General features: G+C 32.4%; 16 protein-coding genes and 2 pseudogenes. 9 read left to right on the forward strand and 9 right to left on the reverse strand.

Annotated features, from left to right (window positions below; all coding sequences use genetic code 11):
* Positions 1-5 precede the first annotated feature (5 nt).
* The 7 genes and pseudogenes from trbC to DK405_RS05155 all read left to right on the forward strand — a co-directional run bounded on the left by trbC (position 6) and on the right by DK405_RS05155 (position 9,612).
* The gene (trbC, locus tag DK405_RS05125; RefSeq protein WP_064612696.1) at positions 6-389 is read left to right on the forward strand and encodes a type-F conjugative transfer system pilin assembly protein TrbC; all 384 of its coding nucleotides are present in this window, start codon (positions 6-8) and stop codon (positions 387-389) included.
* A pseudogene (gene traN / locus DK405_RS05130) lies at positions 386-2,080 on the forward strand (conjugal transfer protein TraN). The gene trbC and the pseudogene traN overlap by 4 nt, the downstream one beginning before the upstream one ends.
* Complete coding sequence (locus DK405_RS05135; protein ID WP_064612732.1) at positions 2,077-2,775, forward strand: conjugal transfer protein TraF; 699 nt, start codon at positions 2,077-2,079, stop codon at positions 2,773-2,775. The pseudogene traN and the gene DK405_RS05135 overlap by 4 nt, the downstream one beginning before the upstream one ends.
* Positions 2,772-4,073 carry a conjugal transfer protein TraH gene (locus DK405_RS05140; RefSeq protein WP_064612731.1) on the forward strand — a complete coding sequence of 434 codons (1,302 nt, stop codon included), beginning with the start codon at positions 2,772-2,774 and terminating at the stop codon, positions 4,071-4,073. The genes DK405_RS05135 and DK405_RS05140 overlap by 4 nt, the downstream gene beginning before the upstream one ends.
* Positions 4,073-6,700: a conjugal transfer protein TraG N-terminal domain-containing protein gene (locus tag DK405_RS05145; protein WP_081420586.1), complete on the forward strand. Its 2,628-nt coding sequence runs from the start codon at positions 4,073-4,075 to the stop codon at positions 6,698-6,700. Before DK405_RS05140 ends, DK405_RS05145 begins: the two co-directional genes overlap by 1 nt.
* A 12-nt stretch (positions 6,701-6,712) precedes the next feature.
* The gene (locus DK405_RS05150) at positions 6,713-7,852 is read left to right on the forward strand and encodes a tetratricopeptide repeat protein (RefSeq protein ID WP_064612730.1); all 1,140 of its coding nucleotides are present in this window, start codon (positions 6,713-6,715) and stop codon (positions 7,850-7,852) included.
* Between the two features lie 5 nt (positions 7,853-7,857).
* Positions 7,858-9,612 (forward strand): type IV secretion system DNA-binding domain-containing protein, encoded by a 1,755-nt coding sequence (locus DK405_RS05155; RefSeq protein ID WP_064612729.1) that lies wholly within the window; start codon positions 7,858-7,860, stop codon positions 9,610-9,612.
* Positions 9,613-9,621: 9 nt separating this feature from the next.
* Here the strand turns inward: DK405_RS05155 and DK405_RS05160 are convergent, their stop codons facing one another.
* The 4 genes and pseudogenes from DK405_RS05160 to DK405_RS16120 all read right to left on the reverse strand — a co-directional run.
* Positions 9,622-10,593, reverse strand: coding sequence for an Rpn family recombination-promoting nuclease/putative transposase (locus DK405_RS05160; RefSeq protein ID WP_109510611.1), 972 nt, complete (start codon positions 10,591-10,593; stop codon positions 9,622-9,624).
* 51 nt (positions 10,594-10,644) lie between these two features.
* Positions 10,645-13,314 carry a toprim domain-containing protein gene (locus DK405_RS14015; protein WP_231967641.1) on the reverse strand — a complete coding sequence of 890 codons (2,670 nt, stop codon included), beginning with the start codon at positions 13,312-13,314 and terminating at the stop codon, positions 10,645-10,647.
* 263 nt (positions 13,315-13,577) lie between these two features.
* Positions 13,578-14,375 carry a conjugal transfer protein TraA gene (locus DK405_RS16115; RefSeq protein WP_458693000.1) on the reverse strand — a complete coding sequence of 266 codons (798 nt, stop codon included), beginning with the start codon at positions 14,373-14,375 and terminating at the stop codon, positions 13,578-13,580.
* A gap of 483 nt (positions 14,376-14,858) precedes the next feature.
* Positions 14,859-16,379 (reverse strand): annotated as a pseudogene (locus DK405_RS16120) (AAA family ATPase); the annotation flags it as partial.
* Between the two features lie 326 nt (positions 16,380-16,705).
* Here DK405_RS16120 and DK405_RS05180 point away from each other — a divergent pair.
* Positions 16,706-18,037: a hypothetical protein gene (locus DK405_RS05180; protein ID WP_045913051.1), complete on the forward strand. Its 1,332-nt coding sequence runs from the start codon at positions 16,706-16,708 to the stop codon at positions 18,035-18,037.
* A 45-nt stretch (positions 18,038-18,082) separates the two neighbouring features.
* Positions 18,083-18,538: a conjugal transfer protein TraD gene (locus tag DK405_RS05185; RefSeq protein ID WP_064613253.1), complete on the forward strand. Its 456-nt coding sequence runs from the start codon at positions 18,083-18,085 to the stop codon at positions 18,536-18,538.
* Between the two features lie 67 nt (positions 18,539-18,605).
* Here the strand turns inward: DK405_RS05185 and DK405_RS05190 are convergent, their stop codons facing one another.
* The 5 genes from DK405_RS05190 to DK405_RS05215 all read right to left on the reverse strand — a co-directional run bounded on the left by DK405_RS05190 (position 18,606) and on the right by DK405_RS05215 (position 22,449).
* Positions 18,606-19,652: an Rpn family recombination-promoting nuclease/putative transposase gene (locus DK405_RS05190; protein ID WP_064613251.1), complete on the reverse strand. Its 1,047-nt coding sequence runs from the start codon at positions 19,650-19,652 to the stop codon at positions 18,606-18,608.
* A gap of 121 nt (positions 19,653-19,773) precedes the next feature.
* On the reverse strand, positions 19,774-20,361 hold the full coding sequence (locus DK405_RS05195) for an HD domain-containing protein (RefSeq protein ID WP_109510613.1): 588 nt from the start codon (positions 20,359-20,361) through the stop codon (positions 19,774-19,776).
* A gap of 41 nt (positions 20,362-20,402) precedes the next feature.
* Entirely contained in the window at positions 20,403-20,897 is a 495-nt protein-coding gene (locus DK405_RS05200; protein ID WP_109510614.1) for an ATP-binding protein, read from the reverse strand.
* Between the two features lie 18 nt (positions 20,898-20,915).
* A complete protein-coding gene (locus DK405_RS14020) occupies positions 20,916-21,854 on the reverse strand; it encodes a sensor histidine kinase (RefSeq protein ID WP_064612795.1) in 939 nt (312 codons plus the stop codon).
* Between the two features lie 16 nt (positions 21,855-21,870).
* Positions 21,871-22,449, reverse strand: a complete 579-nt coding sequence (locus tag DK405_RS05215; RefSeq protein WP_064612794.1) for a sensor histidine kinase — start codon at positions 22,447-22,449, stop codon at positions 21,871-21,873.
* Positions 22,450-22,456: the final 7 nt, after the last annotated feature.

Below are 22,456 nucleotides of genomic sequence, written 5' to 3' on the forward strand. Positions count from 1 at the left end.
GGAATATGGTTATACGAGTAATGATGTTGATGGTTTTATTATTTGTTAATAATGCTAATGCTTTTTTTTTGGACAAGCAAAAAACTTTTATTTTTGTCTCATTTTCAATGAGTGATGAGGCTTTAAAAAGCTATTTTGCTGAGTCTCAAAAGGTCGGAGCTCAATTAGTTATGCGTGGGTTAATTAATAACTCATTTACACAAACAAAGAATAAAACTATGGAGCTTGATATTAGCTTCGATATAGATCCTAGCTTGTTTGAGAAATATAAGGTTGATGTTGTACCAGTGATAGTAATAGATGATGAAAAAAGAGGATTAACCAAGAAATTAACTGGCCATATTCCTTTAGCAACAGCATTAGAAATTATGAATGAGAATACTCCATGAAGCAACTTATAGTACTAGTTTTGATAATATTGAACATCAATTGTTGTTTAGCTTCAATGCAAAGCAGTTATAATGAAGCTAGCAACTATAATGTAAATCTTGGAAATTCTTCAAATACACAAGAATTATTTCATCAAGGTAGTAATGTTAATTATCCTAATAATGATGAAGATTTAACCTACCATGGCCGTAATCAGCTTAGTACAGAAAGTGGGGCAATGTTATTTCAAGCTGAAAACAGTAAAAACAATGCCTTAACTCAACATAATATCAACGATCAAAATTATATGATAGCTAATTCAATGAGAATTGAATCTGATCCTTTAAGTGCCCTTGATAGCAGTAACTTCGTAACTCAGACAAGTAAAATTAATACTGAAATTATTCAAAGTTGTACTGAAGGCAGTAAGTTCAATATTGAACTTATTCGAGAATTAAACGTTGAGTGCAAATTAGAGAATGTATGGCTTCCATGGCAAAGCCGGCAAATGGAATTTGCAACAGAAGAAATAAAGGAGAATCATAGTAATTGGATTAATAGTCGTAGCGATGTCTATGATGATGAATTAGATGCGCAAGTATACTGCCTAGCAGATGATCCCGAAGCAATTGTAAAACAAATGAAATGGGCTATTGCTAATAGGCTTGGTGCATCTATACACCATGTTGGTAGAAATTTGTTATTAGAAGTAAATGAAAAAATATGTATACTTCACTATGACTACAGAGATAAGACTCAAGAACTAAGGAAAGTAGCAGAATATTGGAAAGTTTTAAACCCTGAACTTGAGCAATTAACAGAAAGTAACGAATGCTATGAGGTCAATAGAATCAACTATGATGGTGGTGATAGAGTATTTTTTGACAAGTTTAAAGTCAATCGTCCATATTGGAAACAAAAGATTGTTTTTTCTTGTACTAGCGATCCAAAAGATGGTTGCAAACACCTTAAAATTCAAAATTGCGAATTAAAAAACAGCACTTGCCAAAAATCAGTAGCAAATATTTGTTTACTATGGCAGCACGATTATAGCTGTTCAACTGAGAAGCAAACAATGCTACACTCATCATTGCGTAATAACTCAATCTTTTGTTTAGGAGGCAATTGCAATACTCCAACTATTATACCAAACAGGGATATAGCTAAAGTAGCTCATATAGCGATGCTAAATCAGATGAGCAAAGACATTAAAACAAATCCTGTTTCTGTATTTTCAGGAAAACATCGCAAATGCAAAAAAGATGTATTTAGTTTTTTGAATTGCTGCTCTTCAATGACTGGCTGGGGGCGTGATATAGGCTTATCACAATGCAAATCTAAGGAACAAGAATTAGCTCTATATAGAAAAAAAGGTTACTGCTACTATATTGGAACCTACTGTTCTTCAAGAATTCCGATATTAGGTATTTGCTTAGCTAGAAAGTCTACTTATTGCTGCTTTCAGTCGAAACTTGCTAGAATTTTTCAGGAAGAAGCAAGAAAACAGCTAAAAATAGACTTTGGAACACCTGAATGTCCAAATTGTAGAGGCCTTACTGTTAAGGAATTATAAAAAGTTGATTTCACTAAAATCAATATGGATGAACTATTTGGTGATATACTCACTAAGGCTCAAAACAGCATGAACAAAGACATTATTGCAGGAATCAAAGATAAAGTTCATCGTATGCAACAAAGTCAGTCTAAATGAGCAGATTATTAATGTTTATGATATTAATTAGTCATTTATCCACTGTTGATGCTTCACCAACAGGATTTCTATGGTATAATGATAAACATGATCATGAGCTTAATAACTCTAGTTCTAAGTTGATGAGTTGGACTCATGATCATAGAATCGAGGAATTGAAGGAGCAATTTAATCGAGCTCAGCGTATAGCGCTTGATAATCCAACGCTCGAAAATGTGATTGCAGCTCAAAGGCTACAGAAACAAATCATGGAGAAGGCTCATAAGTTTGCTACTATGTGGCAACTAGCTACTCTACTTGATTATCAACTGATTAACGCTAATGAGCCATCTAATAGCTTACATAGAAAGCTGTATCAAGAAAAATCAGAGCAGAAAAACGACTTAAAACTCAAAAATATTGCTAAAAACTGGGGATTAATTTTACAAGTTAAAGAAGATTGCTTGCTCTGTAATGCCTTTATTCCTATTGTTCAGAGCTTTGCTAATAAATATGCATTTCAGTTGCTAGCTGTCAGTAAGAATAATGAGTTGCTAAATAAACTAAACCCTAAGCATGTTGTGCCTGTATTATATCTAGTAGCTAGCGATGGTAAAAAAATATATGCAGTAGCTAGAGGCATAATTTCTGAAGATAAAATTATCGACAATATTCTAGCAATCGATAGATATTATCATAAATTGGAGATCACATGAGCACCAGAATCAGAGTTTATGCTATTACAATGCTATTATTGCTACAAGCTCCAGTATCACTAGCTTGGAATATCGAAAACGTATTTCAAGGAATGAGTGTTAATGTTACTAGATCTGGATCATATCAAGATCTAGCGGCTGGATATTATGCGGCTGGCGGATTATCTGCCAGAACAAGCCAAACATCATTTCAGCCATTTGCTATAACTCCACCATCTTTAAACATGAGCTGTAGCGGTATTGATGCCTATCTTGGTAGCTTCTCTGTTATTTCTGGAGAAGAATTAGTTCAACTAATGAAGAATATTGGTTCTCAAGCTAAAGTTTATGCATTTTCATTAGGATTAAAAACATTTGCTCCACAGATCGAAAATGCTCTTAAGGACTTACGTAATCTAGCAATGGAGATGAATCAATTTGCCAAAGGAGATTGTGAATTAACAAAAGCATTATTTGCTACAGCTTTACCAAGAAACTGGGCTATGAGAGAAGCTGTTTGCCGTGATATACAGTCACAAAGTGGATTTGATTATTTTGCAGCTGGTAAAAAATGTCGTAATGATTTAGCCCAAAAACAATCTCTGCGACAAGCACAAGACAAGGATCCAGAGTTAATGCTTGATGATTATAACATCTTCACTAAAGCAGCAGCAAAGGTTGGAATACCATCAGATATGCGTGATTCAATCATGTCTATGACTGGCACTATCGTGGTTACAAACAATAATGTACACTTTTATGACTCATTAGCTCAGGATGAAAAAAGTTGGATTAGTCATTTAAAAGGCGGAGAATCAGCCTCGATTTACAGTTGTGATAATGTCAGTTGCTTGCATCCAAGCTTGCAACGAAATATCACAATATTGCCAGAGAAATCTTATGCAGGTAAAGCTAAACAACAATTGACTAATCTAAAAATTAAGTTTGCTAATAATTCTGAATTCACTGACTCTGAAATAGCCTTTTTATCTTCGATTGGAGATATATTTCCGATTTATGATTATATTACATTAGAAGCTATTTCTGGAGTCACAATTTTAGATAGCTCATCAGAATTAATAGCTAGCTATACATTAGTTCAGCATTTGAAGGAAGTAATCACCGAAATACGTAGAGCCGTTACTTCACTAGGTGCTAAGCAAGTTTCGAATGAACATTTAGAAAGATATTTGAAGGAATTGAATCGGGTACAACTTTTTGCAAATGAGAAATGGACTAGCCTACAAACAGATGCAAGTCGAATAGATAAAAGGGCTAGATTAATAGAGCAGCATTTAATAGCGAAGGAGAAAAGTTAATGGATTACGTAATATACACATTTGGTGGTGGAGACTTATTGTGGCATGTGTTTAACGGCATAGGCAGAGTCTTTGCTTCAAATAGCGAATACTTCACTCCAGTAGGCCACTTAGCCTTGACTATTGGCGGCATATGGGCTGCTACTAGGGCTATTTTTAGAGGAAATATCGGCATCTTTGCTATGGAGTGGTTCTTTCCATCGATATTTATTTTTACGCTGTTATTTGCCCCCAAAGCTACTGTTTGGCTGAAGGATGAGGTATCAATGAGTGCACCAGTAAAAGTTGATAATATTCCGATAGGTATAGCAATGTTTGCTTCTCTTTCATCGCAAACGAGTTACTTTGTGTCCAAAATGTTGGAAAATCATCTTTTACCGGCTTATGAAGGACTATCGAGCAGAAAAACTGGTATTATGTTTGGAGCTAAGGCTGTAGCTAAGATTCGAGATGTGCAAATACATGATCCAGTAACTTTAACTAATACTAAGGAATTTCTTAGACAATGCTTTATGAAGCCTTACATCATAGGTAATATTCTAGGTAAAAAAGCAGCTGCTCAACAAACTAACGACATCATAGGATTTATCGAGCAGAATATACCTAATAATTTCGGTATTTATTATCGCGAACCGAGTAATTTAGGTATTAGTTTCAAGACATGTAGGCAAGCTACTCCATTAATTAAAGCAGCAATTCATAAAGAATTAAATGAAGGGCTTTTAACAAACTTTGCAGCTGCGATTGGAGTTCAATCTGATCAATCACACATGTTAAGTCAAAGACTAAAAGTTATGACTGGAGATACACTAAAATATCTACAAAGAGAGCAACAAGACATTCATGAATGGATGAAGCAAGCTATGCTTCTCAATGCTAATCGTGAGTCATATGATGACTGGCGTGAGAAGTTTTCATTATCACGAATTTATCCTAATCTGGTGAGTATGCATGCAATTAGAGGGCTCTTTCAAAAATCATTTTCGTATCTAGTCGCTGGGGAAATGGCTGCTCACATGATGCCTATTTTACAATCTGTTTTTTTTGCATTAGTAGTTTCAATGATCTTTATTGTATTTCCAATGGGCTTACTGCCTGGTGGTTACAACATACTCAAAACATGGATTCTATTAATAATATGGGTCAGCAGCTGGCCAGTATTTTTTACAATAATCCATTGTCTAGGAATGATCAGCTTATCCAGTAAATCTGGAGCTTTCGGTAGTGATTATGGTCTGAATATGCTATCGCAAGGAAGCTTTGCAGAGATGATTTTATATAGCTATGCGACGTTTCAAATGCTTGCATCATCAATACCAATGCTTTCTTGGTCAGTGATAAAAGCTTGCGCTCATGCTACAGCTAACTTAGCCAGCCAGTTCTCTCCTATACAAGTTGCTAGCAGCTTAGGAAGTAATATAGTCGACAATAACTTGAGTATGGATAATTACAGCATAGGCAATAGAACTATTTCTCAACAAAACCTAGCTCCTTTATTACATATGGCTGATAATATTATCGATTATGGTAGCTACAAAATCATTACTGGAAATAATGGCGAGCAATTTGTAATTCAAACTGTACATTCATTAGAAACAAACTTCCGCTCTTCTGCCATGCTACAAGCTGGATATCAAAACCAGTTTTTGAGTTCTCAGAGCAGGCTTAATTCACTGACACAAAAAGAGGCCAATCTTATTTCAACAGGAAACTCCATGGCCATGGAAATAGCTGAAAAGTTAACTCATGATGAAGCTCTGTATATAGGTCTAACTGAGAGCGAATACCAAGCTCTGCAAAATGTAAGTTCCGATAGTGAATCCTTTAGTCAGCATACAGGTAGTAGCCACAGTAAAAGTAGTGGTACAAGTGCTGATATTGGTGGTGGAGCGTTTTTTGCACAAGTTAGAGTTTTTGGAAACAATAAAAATGAACAAAATAAAGGTATAACAGCAAATCAACAACAATCACATAGTGAAGCATTATCAAAAATTCAAAGCGCAGTTCAAGAAGGAAAATTTAGTAGTACAAATAGTGAGGTGAAGTCATTAAGTAAAAATCTTAGTGATAACCTTTCTGAGCAACAATCTGTTGGGCAAGAAATAGCTAAAACTAAACAAGAAATGGAGCAACTTAGTTACAGCATGAATTATGTATCTCAAAACTCTATCACTATTGATCGTAACATCAATGAACTTGTATTAAATGAAATTATTGCTCAAAATCCTGAAATAAGAAGCAAGGAGCAAGCAGCTATATGGATAATGCATCACTCTGCTGAAGCAGAAAAAATTGCTTTTGAGGTTGCTAAAATCAACAATGAAGTACCTAAAGATTTGAATGATCATATCAATGATGCTAACTTTTCGACTAAAAAAGATCTACAATCAGATTTTTATAAAAATGTTGAGCAATTAGAAGCTATCTATGATAAAGGCAATCAAATGCATTCTCAAAATATAGAACAAACTTTTATTGATAATGAAAAAGTAGAGAATCTTGATCGAATTTCTGATAGTATTAAGAATAAGACTAAAGAAATACAGAATGAATTTAATAATACGTCTAATTCAGCAGTTATTTTGACTGGTAAACAAGCAGTAAAAAATTTAAAGGATAATAAATGATTAGTAATTAATATGAAAAACGTGTGTAAAAAATTAGCCATTATTTTATCATTAATATTATTAAATACAGCACCTGTTGCAGCAGAGCAAAGCATACAACAAGATTTAATTCAAGATAGAGCTATACTAGCTAAAGAATATTTTAATATTGGAAGCTCTTTTTTAAAATTAAAAAAATATCAAGAAGCTATAGAAAATTTTGATATTGCTATTAAGTATGATCCAAGTTATGCGTCAGCATATAATAGTAAAGGAATAGCTTTAGATGATCTTGGAAAGCCACTAAAAGCTGTAGAAAATTTTAATTTGGCTATTAAATACGATTCTGGTTTTGCTGAAGCATATAATAACAAGGCTGTATCATATGGAAAGTTAGGAAAAGATAAAGAAGCTATAGTACTTTGTGATCTTGCTATTAAATATAAACCTAACTATGTAACTGCTTATAATACAAAAGGAGGTTCTTTAGCTATATTAGGACAGTATGAAGAAGCAATGGAAAACTTTGATATTGCTATTAGGTATAATTCTAGTTATCCAGAAGCTTATTATAACAAAGGTACAGTATTAATGAAGTTAGGGTACATTCAAGAGGCTATTGAAAACTATGATATAGCTATTAGATATAGATCAAATTATTCAGAAGCATATCATAATAAAGGTTTAACTTTAGCATTTTTAGGACAATTGCAGAATGCAATAGAACATTTTGATTTAGCTATTAAATACGATCCTAATGATGCAACAGCATACTGTAATAAATGTTATGTGCTAAGTATGTTAAAAAGGTATTCAGAAGCAATAGAAAACTGCAATCTAGCAATTAAATACAATCCGAATTGTGCAGAGGCTTACTACCGTAGAGGAATGATTTTTGAAAAATTAGGAAAACATCAAAAAGCAGTAGAAAATCTTGATATAGCTATTAAGTACAAACCTAATTTTGCTGAAAATTATCTTGAAAAAGGAATATCATTAGTAAACTTAGGGCAGTACTCAAGCGCTAAAGAGAATTTTAAGTTAGCTATTAAATATATGCCTAATTTTATAGCAGAATATGAAGCAACAATAAAAAGGTTAACAGAATTCGAGAATTTTACTATTGCAAAAGACTATGAGCAAAAACTACAGATATTGAAAAAATACTCTTGAGATAGATGAATTTTCAGAATCAAGGAAATTTCACCAGAGGATCGCAGTTATTTGCCCATAAGTTAAGAATGTTTGGGCAAGGTAGTACCAACGTTTTTATAATTGGATTAGGATTATCGATATTCTGGATTATATGTCGATTATATCAAAAAGTTTTTCTGAGCAGCTTGTATTATTTTGCAATTGAAAGATATGTGCAGCTTAAGCTAGCAATTGGTGAGCATTTTTATGATATCGATCAAATAGGCATTAAGTTTTATAGTTTAAGGTTTAAAAAATGGATGCACCTCAATGCTCAAGACTTTTTGCATGAGTTTTATACAAGCCAACATGGATTTAAAATACAGCAATTATTGGAATTCTTAATTAATTCAGCATTGTTAGAAGGATTAATTGTTTTTGCTATTGGTGTGATAATCTCAATTGTTTTCTTTACGGCTCAAGGTAAAAAAACGATTATTAAGGCCAAAATTAGAGGTGCTGATTTTGTAGGATACAAATGCTTAGCCAAAATGCTAAAAAGCGCTAAAAAGGCCTCTAAAATCCGTTTTGGAGGCTTGCCATTAGTAAAGAATAGTGAAAGGCTACACATTCTTATTACTGGAACAACAGGTACTGGTAAAACTAATATGCTTAATGAACTGCTACCACAGATTCGATTACACAAAGATCGAGCGATAATTGTAGACACCACTGGAGCTTTTACTGATAGATTTTTTGATCATAAATGTGATAAGCTGCTTAATCCTTTTGAAAAAAATAGTGAACAATGGTTGCCTTGGAATGATTGTTTTGAAGCAGCTGATTTTCATGATATAGCTAGTAGTTTTAGTAATTATACTCCTAAACTTGATGACTTTTTTGCTAAAAATGCTGAATTAGTCTTGTCTGAAGCATTGAAGCTATATAAGGATGATAAAGATATCATAAAACTAATTCATACAATCATTTACTCTGATAATAGACAATTTGCAAAAGCTTTTAGAAGCACTGCCGTATCAGGTATTATAAGCGAAAGCGCGCTCGAGACTTCTGCAGGAATTCAATCTACGCTTGGAAAGAATATTACTTCGCTACAATATTTAAAGCCTGGAGGTAGTTTTAGCATAAAAGAATGGTTTAGTAATTCTGATGAAACTAGCTGGCTATTTATCACAGCTAACCCAAATCAAAGAGCTACTTTATGCCCACTTATTTCAGCATGGATAAGCATAGCTATCAAGGCTTTGATGTGTAGAAATCCTAATCATGATAACAAAAACATGTGGTTTATACTCGATGAATTGCCAGCTCTACAAAAAGTTTCGTCTTTACCAGTTGCTTTAGCTGAAAGTAGAAAGTATGGAGGCTGCTTTGTTGCTGGATTGCAGAACATTCATCAATTAGAAGCAATATATGGAGCTGCTGAATGTGCTTCTATGCTGGATTTGTTTAATAGTAAATTTATTTTTCGAGTTAGTGATCAGGCTACGGCTTATAAATCAGCATTAACACTAGGTGAGCAAGAAATTATTGAAACTCAAGAAAACTTGTCATATGGATCAAATACTATGCGAGATGGAGTAAATATGAATAATGTTGAGCGTAAAAAGATTTTAGTTATGCCATCTGAAATTATGAACCTACCAGACCTAACTTGTTATGTAAAGCTTGCTGGTAACTTTCCTATCACAAAACTAACTATGCAGCTACAAAACTTAAATACAGCTTTTGTTTGGGGATATAAATTGCTCAAAAAACTTAAGTTAGTAGAGTATTAATTCGAAAAATTAATACTCTATGTTATTTTTTAAATTAATCACTTCTTCTTTTGACAATCCGGTATTTTCAGAAATAAATTCAACTGAAAAGCCAGCTTTTAATAAGTTCATTGCAAGCTCTTGTGCAGCTTCAGCTCTGCCTTCAGCTCTGCCTTCAGCTCTGCCTTTAGCTATGCCTTTAGCTATGCCTTTAGTCTCACCAATCTCTATACCTTCATCAATATATTTTGCAGCAATAGTTCTCATAATATTACTTTTTTCTTCTTCAGATAAATACTTAGCCAGAACCTGCTCTAATTCTGGTTGCTGACTCTCTAGTAATTTAGTATCAGTATACCATAAAAATGATCTTAGGTAAACATAACCTTTTTCTTTATCAAGTATTAAAACATGTTTGAACTTTATTAGAAACTCTTCCCAAAGCTTTAACATATCTCGTTGATGAATGTGCTTTAGCATATATTCGAGCATTCCGATATGCTTTTTCCTAACAATTTCATCATTCGACATACTTTGCAAATCGACTAATTGATAGTCAGAAGTCATTAATTGCTTAGCTATCATTGAATCGGTAAATAAATCCCACAAATTCCTAGGTGCTTTGTAGACCTCTTTGCCGTTGTAGATCACTAAATTATACACTAATGGTAATTTAGTTTTTTCTTTCTTATGCCTTTCGCACAATAACAATGTGTATCTCCATAACCGCAGAGCTGTCCAATAATCGACGGTTGATTGAGCTTCAATTAATATATAAATAAAAGCATTGCCATGCTTTTTGGTTGCAACTCTATAGACGATATCGCTGTATTTTTTCTTTAACGATTCTTCTATATAACTCTCTTGCTCTACTTTTATTTGTGATAAATCTATTAAACTCTTGAAATCGCTTGGTAAATAATACTCTAGAAATTCTTGTGCAGCAACTGGATCGCTCATGATTGTCTTTGCCAATGAATCATGCTTTAATTTTTTTGTCATATTTTTTCACTCTATAGTTTTTTAAATAAAAAATGCTGTGTCATACTCTGCCTAGTGTTTCGGACATAATCCTGGTTGTATATTAGTTTGTATTGATTCAATTTTTTCATTAAGTTTTCTTATTTCAGGGCTGATAATATTTCTAACAGCATATAATCCTTGAGTTTTTAATACATTATTGAAGTCATTTTTGACTGTACAGACTACTGCTTCCTTATCCTCTAGAACTTTTTCAGCTTTTTCAGTATTTACGTCATTTTTAACTGCTAGAATGATCTTTTCTTTTGGGCCAGGATTATAGTTTTGCAAATTTTCGGCTTCAATTGCACATAAGATTTTTCCTTCAACTCCAGCTTGTTGAATGGTTAACGCTGTTTCAATATCCTTTGTAATGATTGTTACAGGTGAGTATTTTGAATTCTGTTGAGCAATTTCAGCAAATGACCCACTAATTGTACCAACAGATTTTTCAGCTACATCAGCTTTATTACATGTTTTTGAATTCAGAGCTAATATCTTAGCTCCAGTAATTTCATCTTTGTCATTTTTAACAAAAATAGTGAGTGCAGGCCAGGATTTTTGAGTCTCTTCATCAAAAACCATATTTGCCCTTAAATTAGGATTATTAAAGATTTTTGAACTATAAATTCCTTTATGGTTTTCTAGATATTTATTAACTACTATCGTTTCCACCTTAGCTTCCTCTTTTTGTTTAAAGTAGTATAGAGATGACGATTTATTATACAATTCTTTAACATTCGTAATATCATTTTGTTTTGCTATACTATTATTTTCTGTTTGAGTAAGTTTGGTTGTTTCAACTGCCTTAGTTAGTTTAGTAATTTCAGGTTCTATAATGTCTCTAATTGACTGGTCTCCACAACTTTGCAACAGATTATTAAAATCACCATTTTCTGGTGGTTTGACTATACAAGTTATCGCTCCCTTCATTTCTAACGTTTTTGCAGCTTTAATTACAGTATTATTAGTTATAGGATTTTTGCTATCATTATCTGCTGCAATGATGATTTTTTCACCAGGAAATGGTGAATAATTTCTCAAATTCGAAATTCCTGCACTAGCAATGATATTACCTTTAATGCCTGATTGCTGCAAGCTCAATGCTGTTTCAGCGCCTTCTGCTATAATTGTTATATTAGGGTCATTCGCATTTCGCTTTGCGATTGTTATGAACGATCCGCTGATTTTGCCGAAAGATCTTCTGTTAATTAAAATATTCGCCTTATCTCCTGCCGAATTTAGATATACGGCCTGTACTCCGGTAATTTCCCCTTTTGAATTTCTTGCAAATGCTGTAAATGCTGGATAATTTTCTCTCGTTTGAGTATCAAACAGTATACTTCCTTTTAAGTCTGAACTTGCGGTGCTTTTGTCAAAAGTAATACCACGATTTTCAAGATACTTTTTTACTATTTCAACTTCTGCGCTTGGGCTCGTATCTATCTCATAACCATGTATTCTGCTTGATCGTTCATACAAGTTTTGAACTTTTGCGATTTTAACACTTTCAGATTGTTGAGTGTATTGTTGAGAATCGTCAGTCTTAGGCGGTCTCTGATACCGTTGACTAATATTAGACATTCCAACCATACTTTTCAAATATTCCTTTGCCTCAAAAAAGCTGTATCCTCTTTCTCTTTGAGCCAGGGATAATAAATCACCCTTTTGTCCTGTACTAAAGTCATACCATTTTCCAGCGTACTTGCCCTCGGTGGTTACTTGTATTTTGCCAGTGTCTCCCCAACGTAATTTTCCGTATGTAGATAGGCGCTTATTTGGATCTCCAAGAATATCACGAGCTATAGTGTCAGCTCTATAAGCTATTGCATCCTTCAATTTTTGTAGGTCTTCCTCGCTATTTGAATAATAATCGTTTTTTCTATAGTTTTGAGCAGATTGATATTGCCTTACTTCATTTGCTTGAACATCATTATTCTCCTCTTTTGAATTGATAGAGTCTGTCTTAGCTGTGCTAAGCTGCTCTATTAGGTTAGCAACATTTTTTGTAGCTTGCACATTGTAGTACAGCCGTACTTGCTCTGCATTCCCTATCATGCTTATGTTAGAACTTTCTATTCCTACACCATTATTATGAAGAACATATACATCTTTTTTGACAGCTGTTTGTGGGTTACAAACTGTTGTAGCATATCCATGTTTAAAGCTTATTTTATTCAAATCAAAGCTTACCTCGTTTCCTGTATCTGTCTTAGCTACAAACTTATTTTCATCAATTGATACTAGAGTTGCAAATTCACTGTTTTGTATTTGTAAATCCTTATCGTTTGTTTGAAAGATAATTCGGTCTCCAGCCATGTAGTTAGCATATTTTTTTGATTCAGCTCCTGAAATTAAAATGCTGTATTCTGTACCTTTTAGATCACCATTTTCCTTCATGTAGTTTCTGATGTTTTGATTAATATTTTCAGCTTCTTTATGGTCAGCAATTATCAAACGATCCTGCAGCTCAAATTTACTATTCTTCCAATCATTGATTAATTGGTTTATTGATTCTTTTAGAGTGTTATCAGCTCTCAAGCTATTATTATCACTAAGTAGCACTATGCCATCAGCAATATCACCATTTGTCAGCTTTACAGCCACGTTGTGGTTCCAGCTGTTAGCCTTAGAATTTTCTATCTCTGTTTTTGAATTATGAATGTTATTGAAATTATTTGAATCATTGATTTTGTCAGTCATATAAAACCTCACCTTCGCATCACTAAATTGTTTTGTGGTATAAATATTTGATATTTTTACCGTTTGAATTATAATTTTATTGCTAAGTGATTATTGAGATAGTTTTCTAACAGATGCAGATCTTCAAAATTCCAGCGCTTCCAATATTCTCTTAGCAAGGCATAATGCGAATTACAAAAATCGCTTTCGGTTATCATTTTTTATCTTATTTTGTAATTCGCCCTGTGAATGAATAGCTTACATTCAATTTCAAATCTTCAGCACTACCGTCTAAGTCCAATTTTTTGAGCTATGTCAGTTTTCACCACTTGTTCAGACTCTGTTTTTACGTTCTGAGTATTAATTAACTTCATGATTTCAGGTATCATAAGCCCCTTAACAGCTATTGCTCCTTTATTTTTTAGCATTTCGTTAAAATCTTCACCTTCTGAATGAATTACGATGCTAGTAATTGCTCCTTTGCTTGTCAGTACTTTTGCAGCCTCGTTTATAGTGCTTACATATTCTTTATTTTGTTTATCATTATTTGCAGCTATAAGAATCTTTTCTCCTTGAAATGGCTGATAATACTTTAAATTATTTACATTTGAGCTATATACCATTCTGCTATCAATGCCAGCTTCCTGAAAACTTGATATCGTTTTTCCTTCTGCTGACAGAATGGTTACATCATAATCATATTGTCTTTGTTCTTTGATCTGCATAAATAATGGAGTAGAAATATCTTTGAGCTGGACTTTTTCTACTTTAGCTTCTTCCTCTGGTTTGGCGGTAAAATGATAATATTCTTTATTCACATGAGATCTATCATTGATATCATTGATTATAGACTTAAACCAGTTTTCAATTTTACTAAAAACAGTTGTCTTTGTCCGTTCTTTCTCAAAATCATGAGCAGTTTTCAGAGTTATGCTAGCTGATTTCTCATTTGGTCTGCTGAGCTGATTTATTAAACTGTTAATGCTTCCAGTAGCTTCCTTATTGCAATATAACTTTAAGCTCTTTATATGCCTTGTCATAGCTACGTATGAGCTGCTTATATTACTTACTCCATTATGCAAAACGTATACATCTTTTATAGAAGCTCCCTGGACCTTATAAACAGTACTTGCATAGCCATGTTTAAATTGTATTTCACTAGGATCAAAACTCACTTCTTTTCCTGTGTCTGTCTTAGCTATAAATTTATTTTTACTAACCGAAGTTAAAGTTGCAAATTCACTATTTTGTATTTGTAAATCCTTATAGCTTTTTTGAAATACGATTCTATCTCCTGCCATATATGACTTTTTCCTTCCATCAATAGAACGCTCATATTCTGTGCCTTTTAGCGTACCATTTGCTTTTAACAAAGACCTAATACTTGAATTAAGAATGTCGACATCTTTATTACGTACTGTAATTACCAATTTTTCATGTGGTTTAAATTTGCTTAGACTCCAGTTGTATATTAATTTACTCATTGAGTCCTGCAACGTATTATCAAACCTAACGCTGTTATTTTGCCTCAGTAAGGTTATACCGCTTAAAATATTACTCTCAGCAAACTCCATTGCTGCTTCTTTGCTCCAGTTTTCACTTTGTCTTCGAATATTTACTAAAACATGTGAACCAAAAATATTACTCAGCATCTCAAACATTCCACCTCTTTCTATTGAAGCTAACTGTTTTTCATCTCCAGCAAGTATCAGTTGACAATTATTGTTTCTAACTACTCTAAACAGCTCTGCATAAGCTTTAGTACCTACCATTCCAGCTTCATCTACTACTATTAAGCTGTCTTGCATAAAAATTTTTTTTCGATTATATAAAAATCCTTTTACTGTATAGACCTCTGTATAACCTTTGCTCCTCAGCTCTGATACTGCCTTATGAGTAGGAGCAAGACCAATAACTTTTTGTCCACGATTTGTTGCGAGCTCATGCGCTTTTATTAAAACATAAGATTTTCCTGTACCAGCTCTTCCTCTTAAGACTCTAACTCCACTAGTGCTAAGCAAAATATGCCTTAGAGCTTGTTTCTGTTCTTCACTAACATTTGCTAGACCTTCGATATCACTTTTAAGATTGTAAATATCGTTGTAATAAACCTGATTATTGATTTTATTAGCTATTCTGATTATTCTCGTCTCCTCATTTCGAACCTCAATTGTCGTAAAATATTTGCTACTTTCACCATCATCATGATATAACTCTAGTATTCTATTTGAACTAAGCACTTGCTGAACTAACTGTTCTCTTGCTGTTGGATCTGGTATATCTTTTACTGCTTTTTCAACATCCTGCTTAGTAAAAATAGATTTGTAATGTGTTATAGAATCCGTTATTACATCAGCATCATTAATAATCTTCAAATGAGCCTCTTTACGTAACTCATTTTCATTTAATACTTCATTAATTAAATTCCTAATTCTACGAGGTCCAATATGCTTTCCAGGTACTTCGCTTGTCTCGTCAACTCTATATGGCAAGCCTAATTCAGCGAAATATGCATTAGTTTCTTCTTTTGCTATTTCATGAATCATCTTGTGATCTTTAATAATACGCCACTGACCTTTTACTGTTATAAATTTAGCCTCTAAGTCAACAGCTTTATCACCCAATTCTTCACCATTCTCTTTAAATCTTCTTGTAGTAACCAATATATGCACATGCCAGTTTTTATCTCCTATTTGAGGCATATGAATGTCTATCTGTACTCCAAGACCATTTTGCACCCATTCCATTGCATCAACTATTCGATGAGTTAGTTCTATTCTATGCTCTAAATTTAGCTCCTTCTCGTCTGGCAATGCTATTACTATATCCTTCAACAACTTACTATTTTCTCTTGTTTCTGTTCGTTCTACCTCATTCATTAATGTTTGAATATTCTTGAAGTCTTGATTTACATAATCCGGTATCAGCACTGTATGATATACGTTATCTTTCTTACGAGAGAAGTTATACCTTATACCTGTCTGCTTATTTTTAACAATAGTTCTTGCATTATACGCTGCCTTACGACAACTATCACCTCCTTCACTTCTACGTAAAAATTCAATCCTTGCAAACTTTATCGCCATCTCAACACCAATTTTCACCTGAGTTTTAAGTTAGCATGGTTTTTTTGATTTTGCTAGCACAAACTTCTTTTTTTTAACATTCAATCGGTTAATGAGTACTCATTTTTTAGCAGTAAACTTTCAAGTTTACGTATTGCGTATAAGCTTATTTTTCAATGAAGCTTCTAACCTGAATTCACGTTTTTTTGATTATAATTATTTGATATTGGTTTGGTAGGCGAGGTTTTTTTTCTTTACTGGAATTGTATTTATTTAAATCTTGATTAATATTAATATTTGGTTAATTATAATTCAAAAGTAGAGCAAGTTAATGGTGGGAGTGTTTTATGCCTTTAGGGTATCAGATTATACTTAGTGCAAATAATCAGGATTGCAATGTGAGGTCTATGATTATACCGTGCCAAACATTAAAAATAGAAGACAGAGATGTAGATAAAGTACCTAATATACCATATGATACTACAGATCTACAGTCTAGTAGCAGCAGTCATACCGAATACATACCATCTTTTTCAATTGATAACATGTTCATATCTCAGTTATCTAGGTTTAATGAAATTCGTTGTCTTAATATTTCAGATATACAGTTATATCTTGCAGGGTTTAATATCTTATCGAAGTATTGTAATAATAATTTGACATCATTAACTCTTGTTAACGATCAAATTGGATTAAATAAAATTTTTTATGATAGGGGGGTGAAGCAATATATTAGTCCTACATCTAATCATAGTATTCGTAATCCTATAAAAAAATTGTTAATTAATCTTCCTAACATATCCAAATTAAATATTGGAAATAATTCAATATCGCATGTTGCCATAAAACAAATTCTCGATTGTATTAATGAAAGTAATAAATTAAACATAACCTTGGATGTATCATATAATATGCAAGAATCAAGCTGTATATCTATCAAACCATTTATTTATCATCTTAAGCAAGATAGCTACAGTTTATGGATGGACTCTATGAGCAATTTTATGAAATGTGGTGGTACTTTAATAGTAGAACCTGATGCTTTGGTTTGTCATATTCATCAGGAAACATTAACATCAAATTCAGGGCCAGGGATCTGTATTGATATGCATTTCTCTGATCTGCAAATTTTTTATAAAAAAAATATAGATGGTACTATAATAATAAAAAGATTTATACCACACAGTAGCCAACTAAAAATTCAGGAAGATAATAATAGCTTTTCGAAAAAAGAATTATGCATAGATAATCACAATTCTGATTGTACCTACACAGCTAGCACTAGTAGTATAATGCAAAAAAGTGATGATGATTTAATAAGTGAATGTTTTGCTAATAATCCTAATATTAAAGAACAAATCAATAATATTCTTTCGGAAACAGAAATTAATAATATGCTTGCAACAGCTGGAGCTACTTCAGAGCTTGATATTAATATATCTGAAGATTATTTGAGCTATAGTGATAAACAAATTGCCAATAATGATGCTATACAATCAAGCTTCAAGAGAAAAAGAGAAGATATTTACACTGAATTTTCTAATAAAAAAGCAAATTTCTCTTTAGAAGAGAGTCAAATATTGGACTTGGTAAATCAACATAGTAGTTTAAGTTCTGATTATAATATCAGTTTGTATGATAGTGATAATAAAAATTTGCATTATGAGTATAATTGCTAATTGAAGTATTATAATATATCTGATTTATAAACAATAGTATTGATCATGAATTGTCTTATGCAGCAAAAAATTACTCTCCAACAAAAAAAGGCTAAGCTAATCATGGATGAGGTTAACCTTAAAATTAAAGAACGTAAAATGCGTACTCGACGTCTTATCGAAATGGGTGGATTAGTTGCTAAGGCTAAGCTTGATCACTTATCAACAAATACTTTATTCGGTGCGATTGTTTCACTAAAAGAAACTTTAACACAACATCCAAATGTTCAGGATCATTGGACTACAATCGGTAAAGATATTTTTGATAAAGAACAGCAAAATAAAGCTGCTGTGATTTTAAAATTTGCCTCTGAACCGAACGAAGACACTAAGCGCCACATTCGCCTTCATGGCTTAAAATGGAATAGCTTTCGTCAAGAATGGTGCGGTCATGTTAAGGACATTGAGGCCTTAAAGAATGGCCTTCTCAATGTTCAGTATAGTATAGAACTTGTAGTGTGATATAAAGCATCTAATAGAAGTAGCATACAACACATCAAAAGTAAGATTTTGTGTTGTATATTTCTTATTATTTTACACTATTTTTTAAATTTAATACTTCTTGTATTGATAAATCCGTATATTCAGCAATTGTCTCAACTGATAATTCAGATTTCAATAATTTTATTGCCAAATCTTTTTTTGCTTCAGCTTTACCTTCAGCTTTACCTTTAGCTTCACCGAGCTTTATGCCTTCAGCTTTACCTTCAGCTTTACCTTCAGCTTTACCTTTAGCTTCACCGAGCTTTATGCCTTCAGCTTTACCTTCAGCTTTACCTTCAGCTTTACCTTTAATCTCACCGAGCTTTATGCCTTCAGCTTTACCTTCAGCTTTAGCGCATTCGAGTTTATAATCTTCTACTGCTTTATTATCCCATATACGCTTTAACTCTTGTTCATAGGTTATTAGTTCATCTTCGCTCCAATTAAACTGATCTAATGCCTCATACGCTCTTTTTATTATTAAATCTTCACCTATTATTTTATTATATCCATCTAATGTTGTTTCTTTTGCATGTTTAAAAAAATAGCACCACTTCTCTGTTATATCACTTAACTCTTCCACTCTATTTTTTTTAAATTTTGGTAATTCTATAAAGGTAAATGAAAAGTCCTTTAGATCATGCTCATATGTCTTTTTATCCAATATTACATGCCTTGATATATAGTCTTCTTTGTTTGGAAACAATTTATAATCTGCTATAGCTATAAATATAACTTCCTTTAGGTCTGAGTATTTTCCTTCCTTTCCTCTATTTGGTTGCCTACCATATGCTTTTGCGGCATAATACTGGGCTCTTTTTTCAAATCCTTGTGTAGGATCTACTTGCATTTCTATTATATATTGCGCACCGTTTTTATCTTTACACAAAACATCTACTATTGATTCTTTTTTGGACGCTATGTCTGCATCTAATATAGTTCCTAAAAACTCTACTTCTATTATTTTTCTATTTCCTTCAAACAACAATATATCGTTCAGAAAATGTATTAGTATGTCCTTGTTTTTTTCTGATCCAAATATCTTTTTAAATGCTACATCATTCTTTGGATCTAGAAATCTTGATAAATGCATATGTTTTTCATATTTTCTATTCTTTTTAAATTATACAACAAAATAACTTATATGAACATTCTCTTATTGAATTTTAATTTCTGCAATTCACTACATTAACCACCTATTAAACTTTAGTTTATTAGGTAGCATAACGCTCACAGTATTTATTTAGCTTTATAGCAATCTCTGGTAATTTAAGGTATTCAGCAAGAGGTATAAATTCTTGCTGCGTTTCTAGTATGATTTCTTGTCTTCTTTTGGCTGGCTTTATGAATATAGTTTTAATATTATCCAATCGGTCCAATAGTTTGATTAGTAATAGCTCTACTTTATCTTGATTCACTAATGTTTGAATCATTTTCATGGAACTGGTTTTCTTACCACATCTGTTTCTTGTAAGAGCTAGAACTTGCTCGGCAATGTTATCATTAAATTCGATTGCTATCTTTTCTTTAGTTAGTGTTGTGTCTTCGATGGTATCATGTAGTATTGCTGTAATAATCGTATCCGTTTTAAAGCTGTAGTCTGCAACCATGAGCGCTACTTCTAATGGATGCATATAATAAGGTTCTCCTGTATCTCGCTTTTGATTGCCATGATATTTTTTTACATAAAATATAGCTTTTTTAACTTTATCAAGATTAATGCGTTTATCAACACTATGATTAATCAAGTCCAGCTTATCAAGTAGTTTATTGATATGTTCACAATTTAAAAATGCCAACATTATTTCCTCCATCCCCATTAATAATTCTAATTTTCAGTTTCTCAGCGAACTTCGATAGGTATACTACACGTGAAAGCTGTATACTTGTCTTGCTGACTTTCTAGTTTAATTTTTCCAGTCATTTCATGTATAAACGGTTTAACGAGTAGTAATTCAGATTCTAGTACTGCATAGCTTTTGATATGTAAGTTTCTGAGCTCATTATTTATCTTTTTCACTTTCTCAGCTGAAATTCCAATTCCGTTATTACGAACAATTAATTGTAATATTCTATAATTTGTCTTTTGATTTGTAGAAGGTAGCAAATCAACTTCAACACTAATTTCGCTGCATTTACTATTAGTAGCATTGCAAATTAATAGTGTTAGTACTTTCTGTATTTGAGTACTATTTATAATGATTAAATCTTTTATATCATTTTTAAAGTTGCAGCTAAGATTTATTCCTTTATTTTCTGTGAATGGCTTCAGTGCTCTAATACTACTATTTACTTTTGCTTGAATACCAAAATCTCCAGATTTTATAGTATGACTCATAAAATGCTTCCATATGTTTTAATTAAAAAGTTGTACTGGTATATCGCAAGTAATAGCTGTGCACTTATTTGCCTCGCTCTTTATCTCTAATTTTCCACTTAGTTTGTTAACAATGTAATTTGTAAATCCTAGACTCGAGTCTAATATTTCTGGATACTCTAATGCTGGATGCAAATCAGTAAATTTTGCATTTATTTCTTGTAGTTTTTCTTGTGAAATACCTTTTCCGTTATCACGTACTATGAATCTTAATATTCTGTCTTTTTCATTTACCTTTCGATACGGCGAAGTAAATAACCTAACTATAACATCAACCTGACAGCTTTTATTAACTCTAATAGCTCCACTTATTAATTGACTAAGTATAGTTTGCAATAGACAACTATCTCCAATAACAATGTCATTTATGTTGTCCTGAACATTGTAACTGAGCGATATTTCTCTATCTTCAGCAATTTCTTTCAGCGAACTAATTGTATCCTTCAATAGTTTTTGTATGCTAAATTTTTTTAAATGTACGTTTTGAAGCTCAATTTGGTCTCTAAGTGAGTAAACTATACTGTTACAGCAGTCTTGTAGGTTAGCAACACAATTAAGTATTCTTGTTAAGCTAGTAGTTTTATATTCATCTTCTTTGAAATCATTTTGCCCACATAGTAGATCATCTGCTAGATGTCTGATTTTAGCAGTAGCAAGATCAAACATATATTTAATTTTTTGAATCAAATCTATACAATATTGCTTCATTGATTCAGCTTCCTCTAGATAATCTTCCGCTTGTTGTAGCTTTATTTTCATTCCAATATATTTATCTTCATTCATATTTTCGGTACGAAGATAAATATTTCTTTCCTTAGCTGTAGATACTAATTTGGCTGAAATAGGTGGTAGATGAATTGTCCAGACATCTTGAGAAATGTCTTTTGTTTTATTGATATTCTTTTTTTTATTTTTCATAATATTCTCCATTTGACTAATGTTGTGAATTTAAATTACTAATTTGTATTGGAATGCTAACTAAAAACTTTGTATAATGCCCTTCTTTACTGTCTATCTTAATGCTTCCTTTCATTTCATATGTAAGATGTTTGATAAATTCTAACCCTGAATCTAATGCTTGATGCTTAATTAAGTGTGGATTTTTTAATTCAGAGTTCATCTCTTGTAATTTGTTTTTTGAAATGCCAGCTCCTATGCTATGCACTACAAATTGCAATATTCTATCTTTTGAATTCGATTGTTCATTTTTAGGAGGCAAAAAATCAATGCTAACTCTAACTTTGCTATTTGTACTATGCATAATAGCACTACCAACTAACTGAGTGAGTACAGCTCTTATTCGAAACCTATCTCCAGTAATAATATCGTATATGTCATTTCCTATTTTTTCACTTAGCTCTATATTTTCATCTTCAGCAATTAATCTGATTGCTGCAATAGTACCATTTAGCATTTTTCGTAGGCTAAATTTTGCTAGTTCTACATTCGTTGATTTTATGGTTTTTCTAAATACACAAATTTTATCATTCAGACCATCATTGTTATTTTCCATATTATTC

This window comes from Orientia tsutsugamushi (assembly GCF_900327275.1).
GTDB lineage: Bacteria > Pseudomonadota > Alphaproteobacteria > Rickettsiales > Rickettsiaceae > Orientia > Orientia tsutsugamushi.